At 46.8% G+C, this 11352-nt stretch carries 8 protein-coding genes; 6 read left to right on the top strand and 2 right to left on the bottom strand.

Features of this window, described 5'->3' with window-relative positions; genetic code table 11:
- Positions 1-538 precede the first annotated feature (538 nt).
- From V2I46_14485 to V2I46_14460, 6 genes are all read left to right on the top strand, one after another.
- A complete protein-coding gene (locus V2I46_14485; GenBank protein ID MEE4178710.1) occupies positions 539-1759 on the top strand; it encodes an MFS transporter in 1221 nt (406 codons plus the stop codon).
- A gap of 54 nt (positions 1760-1813) precedes the next feature.
- Positions 1814-2302: a hypothetical protein gene (locus V2I46_14480; GenBank protein MEE4178709.1), complete on the top strand. Its 489-nt coding sequence runs from the start codon at positions 1814-1816 to the stop codon at positions 2300-2302.
- An 82-nt stretch (positions 2303-2384) separates the two neighbouring features.
- A complete protein-coding gene (locus V2I46_14475; protein MEE4178708.1) occupies positions 2385-3509 on the top strand; it encodes an N-acetyltransferase in 1125 nt (374 codons plus the stop codon).
- 46 nt (positions 3510-3555) lie between these two features.
- On the top strand, positions 3556-4407 hold the full coding sequence (locus tag V2I46_14470) for a 1-acyl-sn-glycerol-3-phosphate acyltransferase (GenBank protein ID MEE4178707.1): 852 nt from the start codon (positions 3556-3558) through the stop codon (positions 4405-4407).
- A 31-nt stretch (positions 4408-4438) separates the two neighbouring features.
- Positions 4439-5989, top strand: a complete 1551-nt coding sequence (locus tag V2I46_14465; GenBank protein ID MEE4178706.1) for an amidase — start codon at positions 4439-4441, stop codon at positions 5987-5989.
- Positions 5990-6060: 71 nt separating this feature from the next.
- Positions 6061-7233: an alanine--glyoxylate aminotransferase family protein gene (locus tag V2I46_14460; protein MEE4178705.1), complete on the top strand. Its 1173-nt coding sequence runs from the start codon at positions 6061-6063 to the stop codon at positions 7231-7233.
- Positions 7234-7282: 49 nt separating this feature from the next.
- Here V2I46_14460 and V2I46_14455 read toward each other — a convergent pair whose 3' ends face one another.
- A complete protein-coding gene (locus tag V2I46_14455) occupies positions 7283-10297 on the bottom strand; it encodes a DEAD/DEAH box helicase (protein ID MEE4178704.1) in 3015 nt (1004 codons plus the stop codon).
- A 380-nt stretch (positions 10298-10677) separates the two neighbouring features.
- On the bottom strand, positions 10678-11214 hold the full coding sequence (locus tag V2I46_14450; protein ID MEE4178703.1) for a glutathione peroxidase: 537 nt from the start codon (positions 11212-11214) through the stop codon (positions 10678-10680).
- Between the last annotated feature and the right edge of the window lie 138 nt (positions 11215-11352).

The raw sequence follows: 11352 nt of genomic DNA, 5'->3' as shown, positions 1-11352 counted from the left end.
GTCCATCCCGTATCGTCATCTTTTTCTGATTACAACCAGATTTTATCCAGCCTTTGACACAAAAAAAATGAACCGCTGATTAAATATTCTTCTTAACAGGGAAGTCTGTTCAAATAATTACCATCAGGATGCACCTTTTTCTTAAATCTTTGGTTACAAGTAAAACTTCCAATTTCCATTCGGCGATTGAATAACCAGACCGTAAATTCTGCAAAACCAATCCGGATATTCTTTTTAATTAATAAAAGGATTTCACCGTTTTATGGTTTAATCAGGTCTGGATTTCACGGCTTTCCTGAATCACCGTGGTTTAGGTTCAGGTCGTCAAAAAAGGCAATCGGCCTGCCATGAACTTCAAACCTCTTATTGAGGGCAATTAAGAAAAAATGAATCAATCATTTCATCTGGATCAAAAAGAAAAAGCACTAAAAAATTCAAAGAAGGAAAATAAATAGCATAAATGAATGAGGGAAGGATTAAATTTGTTTGACTTTTTCCAGAATAATAAGATCAGAATTCACCGGGAAGAATATTTTTAATGACACTTTCACCTAAAATTTCTGCCCATAACTTTTATGCCTTTCTCTGGCACGCAGGATTCCTTGCATTGGCCCAGAACTTTATGGATGTTGATACCATCATTCCCGCCATGGTTATTGAATCGGGCGGAGGGGCCCTGCATATCGGCATCATGACTGCCATCATGCTGGGAGGTTCAAGTTTTTCTCAGCTATTGTTTGCCCCCTATGTGAGCAACAAAGCTTTTAAGAAGAAGTTCCTGCTGCTGGGCATCAACGTCAGGGTGCTATCTCTTTTTGCGCTGGGGTTCATTCTGTTTTATCTTAGGGGAAATCCCTCCAACAATATTCTTTGGTTTATTTTCCTTTTCATCACCAGTTTCTCCCTGGCAGGGGCTTTTACCAATATCAGCTACACAGACATCCTTGGGAAAAGCGTGGATGAAAAAAAACGAAAAACCTTCTTCTCTGCCAAGCAATTAATCGCTGGTGGTGTTGTCCTGGTATCTGCTGTATTGGCAAAGCAAGTGCTCACCGCTTTTGTTTATCCTGTCAATTTTGCCGCCATGTTCTTTATTGGGGCCACCCTCCTGTTTATCGCCTCAGGGGGCTTTTGGAAAATCAGGGAAGTTGAACCCTCGGCATTAAAGATCAATAGCATCAGGACTTTTCTCCGATTGCTGAGATCCGAATTATCCGCCAACCCCAAACTAATCTATTTTCTGGGGTTCATCAACACCCAGGGTTTGATGATCTCATTCCTGCCATTTGTCATGCTTTACGCTAAAGAGACCCTGAACACACAGAGCAACGACACAGGGAATTTCCTGATCTTTAAAGTCATTGGGGTGGTATCGGTTAGCCTCCTGGTTTACCTGGCATCCAAAAGGATAAAATACAATCCCATTCTCTACCTGAATGCATTGCTTTCCATAATGCTTATCATCAGCACCCTTCTTATCAGGAACGAATATACCCTCAGGTATATCTTTATTGCAGGAGGCGTAATTTTTTCCTTATACACCATCAGCATGAACGGAATCTTGCTCGAAATATCAAGCCGCGAAAAAAGAGCCGTATATACCGGTTTTGCAGGAGCAGGCAATATTTTGCCTGCCCTATTCCCTTTGGCTGGCGGATTGGCAATTGAGAAATTTGGATTCCAGCCTTTCTTTTTGTTGTTGATGGCCATCGTATCAGCCTCCATTTTTTTTATCCGTAAAATTGATTGTCACAAATGAGGCCCCGGATCTTTTTTAGGCTGAAGCAAACGGGAGGAAAATACTAAAAGGGATATGCCTACACTAAACGATCACATTGGAGAATATAAAAAGCAGATGGACAAGGGCAGCATAAAGTTGGCTTATAGGGGTTTGCTTAAATACCTCATGGGCTTGCGCTTGTACTTCAAGGGAAAATACCCTGATTTTTTCGTATCAGGGAGCCTTTTTTTGGGAACCATGGATATGACTTATTTTTCCTTTACACATCCATTATTGAAACAAAAGGACTTAAAGATTGCCATCGTCTTCCTTCACGAGCAACTTCGCTTTGAAGTTTGGCTTGCCGCCGTGAACAAAGAGGTTCAAAACCAATACCGGAAGTTTTTTAAGGAAAAGGGCTGGGACAAATATCCGCTGACAGACCCGGGAAAAGGCATGGACGCTATTTTTAAACACACCCTCGTAAACAAGCCTGATTTCAATGACCTGTCTGCACTGACCGGTCAGATTGAAAAAGAAAGCCTCGAATTTATTCAGGGAATTATATCCTTCATTTCGTAAAAAGGGTAAATTTGATTTTATATTGGCAAAGGAGTTCCTTGGCCGCTCACCTGACCGCATTGGCTTATTAAAAACCGAACTTATGAAGGTTATCATCAAGGAGGTTACCACCCGCAAGGACTTGAAGCGGTTTGTTGTATTTCCAAACAAACTTTATCAAGGCAATGCTTTTTATGTTCCCCCACTAATTTCAGGAGAACTGGAAACTTTATCCCGGACAAAAAATCCAGCTTTCGAATTTTGTGAGATCAGGTACTGGCTGGCCTGTGATGAAAACGATCGTATCCTTGGCCGTATCGCAGGCATAATCAATCCTGTTTATAACGAAAAGACCGGCACAAGTTTTATGCGTTTCGGTTGGCTTGATTTTATTGAGGATGAATATGTTCTGAAAGCCCTGATGCAAACCGTTGAAAACTGGGCCATCGAAAAAAATTTGAAGTATACGCATGGCCCCCTGGGAATGACTGATTTTGATGTCTCTGGCATATTGGTCGAAGGATTTGAAGAAATCCCTACAGTTTATGGAAAATATAACTTCCCCTATTACGGACCGATGATTGAAAAACTTGGGTATGAAAAAGAAGTAGACTGGCTGGAATTTAATGTAAAAGTACCCAAGGCCTTGCCTGAAAAGTATATCAAAATGGCCAACATCATTCAGGAAAGGCACAACCTGCATTCGATCCGATTCAAAAGTAAGAAGGAGCTGTTACAACATCTCGATGAAATCTTTGCACTTTTAAATAAGGAATACGATAGCATTCACGGCTTTTCGCAACTTTCCGTGGGACAAATCGAGTCCTTAAAAAAGCAGTTCGTCCCGATAATCAGGCTGGATTTAATATCAGTGGTCAAGAATACCAACAATAAAATCGTGGGGTTTGGTTTTGCCCTTCCATCGCTTTCCAAGGCCTTGCAGAAAGGGAAAGGGAAATTATTTCCATTTGGAATTTTCCATATTCAGAAGGCCTTGAAGCGAAACGACACCCTCGATTCCTTGCTCATTGCCGTGGACAGCGATTACAAAGATAAAGGCGTGAATGCCCTGATCTTTTATGACATCGGGAATGCCTCCATTGAAAGCGGGATTACCAATGTGGAAACTACACGTGAGTTGGAAGAAAACCACAAAGTGCAGAACCTTTGGCACAGGTTTGAATTCCGGCAGCACAAACGTGCCCGCTGCTTTGTAAAAAAACTTTAGGAATACCTCGGGAACGCAAACTAAAGAAAGCAGTTTCGGAAAAAGTATGGGAATCATTAGTACAGAATATCTCGGGCGATTATCCCCTGTTTTTAAAGGGAAAAGCGGCCAAAAACTGGCTGATTTTTTCCTTCATCTGACCGCCGTCGACAAGGTCAATGCGCTGTACGATCGCTCAAGCCATTGCAGCGGAGCTGACTTTGCCGCAAGCATACTCGAAGACTTGAAGGTAAATTATATATTGGGCAATCCTGAACGGCTCAAACAATTGCCTGAGGGAGCCTTCATTACCATCAGCAATCATCCATACGGAGCGCTGGATGGGGTCATCCTCATCGATCTGTTCGGGCATTTACGCGCCGATTACAAATACATGGTCAATCAGTTCCTCGCCCTGATCAAAACCATGAGTGAGCATTTCATTACTGTTACCCCCACCGGGAACAAAAAAAAAGATATCACAGCTGCCAGCTTGAAGGGGGTCCGCGAAACCCTTTCCCACCTGAAGGAAAACCATCCGGTAGGGTTTTTTCCCTCAGGGGCGGTGTCGGATTTCAGCCTGAGGGAAATGCGCATCCGGGACCGGCAATGGCAGGAAAGTATCATTCGACTGATCCAAATAGCCAGGGTACCTATTGTGCCCATTCGTTTCTTTGACATCAATTCTCCCTTCTTTTACTCCCTGGGGTTGATCAACTGGAGAATCCGGCTATTGAGACTGCCTCACGAAGTCTTTAATAAAAGCAATAAAGACCTGCGCCTGGGCATTGGTGAGATTATTTCGGTAGAGGAACAAAAACAATACAGGGATTGCAAATCCTTCAGGGAATTCTTAAGAAATGCCGTTTATCAAATGCCTCTGCCCGCTTCCTTTGCCCCGAAAATCCTTGTTCGCTGATGCTTGAAGCCTCGTTGAAACATTTTATGATATGACCAAAATGAAAAAATCCATTGTTTTATCCCTTGTAATTTTGCTATTGACAGGTACCTTTGGTTGTAATGATTCCAAACCTGCTGAACCCCTGAATATGCTTGAATTAACCATTGCCGACATCCATCGTGCCTTCGAGGAAGGTACGCTGACAAGCGTGCAACTGGTTGAGGGTTACCTGAAACGGATTGAGCATTTGAATGACACCCTCAATGCCCTCACCGTCATCAATCCTGTTGCCCTGGAACTAGCAAAGGAGTTAGACCGGGAATACAGGGAAACCGGGATTCTCAGGCCCCTTCACGGTATTCCGCTCATCGTCAAGGACAACATCAATACAGCCGGCCTGCCCACTACCGCAGGGGCCCTGGCATTAAAAGATTACATCCCCGCTGAGGATGCCTTTGTCATCCGGAAGCTCAGAGAAGCAGGAGCCATTATCCTGGCAAAGTCAAACATGGCCGAATGGGCCTTCAGCCCGATGCATACAGAAAGTTCCACAGCAGGCACCACCCGTAACCCCTACAACCTGGATCACGTCCCGGCAGGTTCAAGTGGCGGGACAGCAGCTTCGATAGCTGCCAACCAGGCTGTTATTGGTTTGGGAACAGATACCGGAAATTCCATTCGCGGACCCTCCTCTCATTGCGCACTGGTAGGGTTTCGCACCACCCAGGGATTGATCAGCCGCAGTGCCATTGTTCCCCTCTACTTGCGCAACGATATCGTGGGTCCCTTGTGCCGCTCAGTAGAAGATGCCACGAGGGTCATGGAAATCATGGCCGGCTATGACCCACTGGATCCTGTAACAAGATATTCAGAAGGAAAAATTCCTGCAAATTATCTTCAGTACCTGGAACCAGAAGGCCTGAAAGGAGCACGCATCGGGGTGCTGGGCGCCTTAAGCTACGAGGACATCCACCCCGAGATCCTGGCTTTGTTCAGCCAGGCTCTGGAAGACATGAAGGCCCGGGGTGCTGAAATCATTGACTCTGTTTCGATCCCGGAATTCAGTGATTTGCAGCAAAACCTTTGGTGCGCCGACTTCCGGAAAGACATAGAAGCCTTCCTCGACACCTGGGTAGAGCGCGACACCCTGCGCACCCTGGAAGACATCATTCGCATTGGCACCCACTCCGACTATGCTTCCGGTTCATTGACCTATTTCAAAGATCATTCAGGCAGGGATCAAAACCTTGTGAAAGAGTGCCTGGATGTATACCAGGATCCCCGGAGTATCGCCTTCCGGGAAGCCATTGAACAGGTCATGGATGCACTGGATCTGGACGCCCTGGTATACCCCTCCTGGAACTATCCGCCCGCCGGCATTGACAACTTCCGCGAAGAATACAGGGGCGACAACAGCCAGATCATCGCTCCCCACACAGGACAACCGGCATTTACCATTCCCATGGGGTATACAGGTAATAATCTGCCAGCCGGAATACAATTCCTGGGCAGGATGTTCGACGAACCTACCCTGCTAAGACTTACCTTTGCCTACGAACAAGCCACTCATCATCGAAAGCCACCGGACCTGCCCAAATAGCCGGGGATAGATAATATCAGAAAGAAAGCTAAATCCAACATCATAAAAAATAAAAGATAAAAAATACCATTATGAAAGGACGAAAATTATTAATGATCCCTGGCCCCATTGAGTTTGAACCCGAAGTGATGCAATCCATGGCCATCCCCACACCAAGCCACGTGGATCCGTCTTTCATTGAAACCTTTGGCCATTCGCTTGAAATGATGCGCGATGTTTGGCAATGCCCTTCGGGCCAACCTTTTATCCTTGCCGGCACCGGCACTCTGGCCATGGATTCGGTCGGAGCCAACCTGATTGAAGCCGGCGACCCTGCCCTAGTGGTGTCCACAGGCTATTTTGGCGAACGTTATGCCGAATTGCTTAAACGCTATGGCGCGCAGGTAGAAATCCTGAAAGCGGAGACAGGCGACATTGTACCAATGGAACAAGTGGAAGCGCAGCTCATGTTAAGGAAATACAAGCTGATGACCTTTACCCATGTAGACACTTCGACCGCTGTTCTCAATGATGCCAAAGCCCTGGGTGCCCTCGGCAAAAAATATGATGTGCTGACGATCCTCGATGGAGTATGCTCGGTAGCAGGCGAAGAGATCCGACAGGAAGAATGGGGCATTGATGTGGTGCTGACCGCCTCTCAAAAAGCTATTGGCGTGCCCCCGGGACTGGCCTTGTTTGTTGTCTCACCAAAAGCCATGCAGGCGTTCGAAAACCGAGAGACGCCTGTGGGAAATTATTATGGCGACTGGGCCCAATGGCTGCCCATCATGAAAGCCTACGAGAAGCGGACTCCTTCCTACTTTGGCACGCCTGCCGTAAACCTGATCATCGCCCTGGAGAAAAGCCTGGAATTGATCCTGAAAGAAGGTTTGGAAAATCGCTTCAAAAGGCATCTCCTCACTGGTCAGGCTTTCCGCGCGGCAATGAAAGCCCTGGGGCTGAAAATGATCCCGCAAAGCGAGAAGGCATCTGCCAATACTCTTTCCGCCCCCTATTTTCCCGAAGGGGTGAAAGGCGCTGAACTGCTGGGACATATCTCTCAAGCAGGTATTATTTTGGCAGGAGGCCTGCTGCCCGACATAAAGGGAAGGTATTTCAGGGTGGGCCATATGGGTGCCGTCAACCGAAGCGACTTGCTTTCAACGGTAGATGCCATTGAAACCGCCTTAGTGAGATGCAATTGTTTCGTTGATCCCGGGGCAGGCGTTCTTACCCTGCGCCAGTTCATGGAAAACCAGAGATAGAAAAGATCATCCTTTTCTGTTCTCCATTTCTTTTGAAGCATTAATTGCCTTAATTGATCAGGTCTCTGATCTCATTCAGCCCCATATTTTTCAGGGGGTTGTTTTGATCGATCAACATACCGGCGAGGGTAGATTTGCGCTGTTGCAAGCTCAGGATCTTTTCCTCCACGGTATCACGGGTGATGAATTTATACACAAACACATTCTTTTTCTGGCCGATGCGATGCGCCCTGTTGATGGCTTGCTTCTCCACGGCCGGGTTCCACCAGGGGTCCAGCATAAAAACATAATCGGCACCAGTAAGGTTCAGGCCCAGGCCACCAGCCTTCAGCGAGATCAGGAACAGCCTCTTGTCCGGATCGTGCTGAAATTCGCTGATCAGCCTTCCACGTTCCTTCTCCGGCATCTGCCCGGTCAGCAAATTATAAGGCAAACCCTGCCCATCAAGATAATGCCGGTAAATATTCAGGTGTTTCACAAACTGGGAAAAGATGAGCACTTTATGGCCTTCGGCCAAAACCTTCCCGATGTTTTCGCGCACTTCAATAAACTTGCCCGAATCAAAGGCATACTCGGGATCCACCATAAAGGGATGGTTCGCCATCAACCGCAGCTTCATCAGGCTGCTCAGGATAAAGAAGCGCGAGCGGTCCATCCCCTGGTGCTCAACCTGCTCCAATATCAGGTTGCGTATCTGCGATTTTTTTGTCTCATAATACTTGCGATGCTCTTCAGACATCTCGCAGTAACGAACCGTCTCCGTAAGTTCAGGCAATTCTTTGGCCACCTCCGACTTGGTACGCCGCAGGATAAATGGCTCGATCAGGGTGTGAAGTTTTTGTTGTTTGCGTAAATCATTATTTTTTTCAACAGGCAACACAAACTCCTCCCGGTAGTAATTGAGGTTGCCCAGCAGCCCGGGATTAAGAAAAGAAAACTGCGCCCATAAGTCGGTCAGGGAGTTTTCAACCGGGGTTCCTGTAAGCACCAGCCGGTGCCTGGCCTTGAGTTTCTTAATGGCATGAAAGATCTTTGATTCCGCGTTTTTTATGATCTGGCTTTCATCTAGCACCACATAATTAAACTGGAAACCTTCGAACAACTGGATATCGTTGCGCACGGTACCATAGGTTGTCAGGACCAGGTCATAGGGAAGAAAGGCCCTGGTACAGGTTTTCCGTGCCGGACCGGTATGCTGCAGCACCTTTAACTGGGGCGTAAACCGGTAAATCTCACGCAACCAGTTGTGAATCAGCGAAAGCGGCATCACCAGCAAGGAGGTGCCCCGATGGGAAGGGGGCGCTTCCCCTGAACCATCGTCAAAAAGTCCCAGCTGCCTCTGCGGAGGATTAGGCGGTGGTGCTTCCGGGGGCGTAACAGCCTTATCTTCCCCTGATGCTTCTCTGTGGGCATGGAGCAGTATGGCCAGGGTCTGTAGGGTTTTTCCAAGGCCCATGTCATCGGCCAGACAGCCCCCCAGGCGATGCTGATATAAAAAGCTCATCCACTGAAAGCCCTGGAGCTGATAGGGCCGCAATTGAACCTCGATGCCGGTTGGAAGCGGCGGGGGCGTGAAATTCTTCATGGCCTCATCAAGCCCTTTCACCGGCGTGCTGGTCTCTTTCAGTTGCCCAAGCAAAGTAAAATGGTGCCTTTTCAGCTGAAGGGTGCTTCCTTTGCCCAACGCAAACTTCATCACGTCCTGGTATTGCCCGAACCATTCCGAAGGAATCAGCCCTATCGTGCCATCGGGAAGACTGAACTCACGAATGCCATGAAGGATATGATTTTTTAACCTGAGAAAGGGAATGCGGTGAGGGCCAAAACTCACCGTACCATACAAATCAAACCAATCATTGCGGTCGGTTACCTCCAGGCTTACCTGGGGTCTGCCTAAAAAAAAACTACCCGTTCCTTCGTCTTTCTGCACCTCTATGTTATCCATGTCGAGGGCTTCGCTGTAGGCCGCAAGCCAGTCAAGGTAGTCGTAAAGCCCAGCCAATACTGCCTCCTCGCCCGAGGTTTCCGTCTTTTTTGCAGGATACCACAAATAAAAACCATCCCCCTTGCGGTTGACCAAGCCCAGGGACTCCATTTTATCAACCCATTGATTCTCAACAGTAAGGTCGCGGGCTACCTTGGAGAAAACAAATGTTCCCCTTTCCTCCTTCAGGGAAACTTTCGATATCCCCTCATCGCCAGGACCAAAAACCTCATCCCCATAACGAAAGGCTAGTTGCAAGGACCAATGATTTTGCCAATTTTGTTCCAATTTCAGGACAGGCTTGGGTGAGGCTTGCAGGGTAACGATCTCAAAGCCTTCTGCCTCCACCCTATAATGCCTGATGGCATCCATCACAAATTTCTGAAAATAAGCCCTTTCAGAAGACTTGGGAACCATGATCTCATCACGGGTAAAGAAAGGGTTCAGTTTCTTCCCGTCCCACTCCTTATCGAAACGGAATAACTGGCCCTCAATGATCAACAGGCAGGGTTTCAACCCCAGCATCAAAGCATCCTCCCCTTTCAGTGAAAGCTCCTCATTTTGGTGAAACAACAGGAGGCGATAACGCAGGCCGCTTTCAAGACGCTGAAAATAAAAAACGGGCTCAACCAATCCCAGCGCCACCGGAATGCTCTCCTCGAGGATCCTGTCATCCTTCAGTCCTTTATAGTGAAGTGGAAGCCCATTTTTTAACAGCACACTGGCCATTTCAGCCATTGTTTTATCAATCAGGGGCCGGAGATGCTCCGCAACAAATTCGGGGGTAAGACTTTCAAAAAACTGGCTGGGCTTAATATTCTCCTTGTTAAACCGCTTCAGCAAAGCCTCCTCGGCATAGTTTCCGTAAAGCTTCAGTAGTTGCCTGTAAGGCTGGGTCATGCCGGGGAAAAAATCGCCGGCAGTGACAGGGTTGATCCGGTGAAATTCATAGCTAAACTGCCGCTGCCCGATGACCTTCACCGCAAAAGGCTCGATCATGAAGCCCATTGGCGGGTTTTCAGTGATAGCAAACACCAGCTGAAATTCGTTTTCGAAGCCGTTGTATTGAGGGGGCTGCATGAGTGTGTAGCAACAATTTAGGTACAACCTACAAAGATAAAATAAATGCCCAATCTTTGGCTTTTATAGAAAAACAAAAGTTTCCATATGAATTCTTGCTCACAAACCCATCTTTTAAAAAGGAAATGAGAGTTTCGTAAAAATAGATGGATATCTTAGGATTGGCGAGACTTTCAGAAGATCCATAGGGCTACAAGCACCAGACCTGATTTATAGTTAATACGGAGTTAATACGTAGTTTATACGGAGTTTATACGGTTTAAACCGTATAAACTCCGTATTAACTCCGTCTCAAACCCCTCTGGGCACAGAAGCAACCCTGTGATGGAAACAAAAAAGCCCCGGGTTTCCGGGGCTGCATTTCTTTCAGAAAGGAGCTTTTATTGATTGAGCCAGGCGATGACCTTTTCGGAATAAGGCTTCTCGCGGGGTGACAAAACATCAACCAGGTTTCCCTGTTCGTCAATGAGAAACTTCTGGAAATTCCAGGTTACTTTAGCATCTAGTTTGCCATTCTGGCTCTTTTGGGTCAGCCACTGGTAGAGGGGCGCCATGTCGTCGCCCTTCACAGAAATTTTAGTCATCATGGGAAAGGATACCCCGTAGTTCGACTGGCAAAACTCAATGATCTCTTCATTCGAACCGGGCTCCTGGTTCATGAAGTTGTTGGCTGGGAAACCAATGATCACGAATCCGCTTTCGCGGTATTCCTGGTAGAGTTTCTCAAGGTCTTCAAACTGAGGGGTCAGTCCGCATTTTGAGGCGGTGTTGACAACCATTACTTTTTTGCCTGCCAGGCTTGACAAGTCAAAGGGATCGCCATAGATATCCTCGACCTTGAAATCGTGAAGGGTCTTGCGGGCATCATCCTGTGCAAATACCGTTGAGGAAAGGCCTGTCGTCAAAGCGGCAACCATAAGGAATGAAAAAAGAATCATTGTTTTATTGCGGTTCATACAGATACGGGTTTAAAGTTATTTTCCTTATTAACAAACCCTGATGAATATTGTTCTGGAAGAAAGTCCTAAATTCACCTGTCCAAATAATAATTCTTC

Source organism: Bacteroides sp. (assembly GCA_036351255.1).
Taxonomy (GTDB): Bacteria; Bacteroidota; Bacteroidia; order Bacteroidales; family UBA7960; genus UBA7960.
Note: the sequence above shows the minus strand (reverse complement) of the source record. Positions and strands in the feature narration are given on the sequence as shown.

Bases quoted from the DNA above. Each gene is read 5' to 3' on its own strand.
- V2I46_14485 (MEE4178710.1), top strand. From the start codon at position 539: ATGACACTTTCACCTAAAATTTCTGCCCATAACTTTTATGCCTTTCTC.
- V2I46_14480 (MEE4178709.1), top strand. From the start codon at position 1,814: ATGCCTACACTAAACGATCACATTGGAGAATATAAAAAGCAGATGGAC.
- V2I46_14475 (MEE4178708.1), top strand. From the start codon at position 2,385: ATGAAGGTTATCATCAAGGAGGTTACCACCCGCAAGGACTTGAAGCGG.
- V2I46_14470 (MEE4178707.1), top strand. From the start codon at position 3,556: ATGGGAATCATTAGTACAGAATATCTCGGGCGATTATCCCCTGTTTTT.
- V2I46_14465 (MEE4178706.1), top strand. From the start codon at position 4,439: ATGACCAAAATGAAAAAATCCATTGTTTTATCCCTTGTAATTTTGCTA.
- V2I46_14460 (MEE4178705.1), top strand. From the start codon at position 6,061: ATGAAAGGACGAAAATTATTAATGATCCCTGGCCCCATTGAGTTTGAA.
- V2I46_14455 (MEE4178704.1), bottom strand. From the start codon at position 10,297: ATGCAGCCCCCTCAATACAACGGCTTCGAAAACGAATTTCAGCTGGTG.
- V2I46_14450 (MEE4178703.1), bottom strand. From the start codon at position 11,214: ATGGTTGCCGCTTTGACGACAGGCCTTTCCTCAACGGTATTTGCACAG.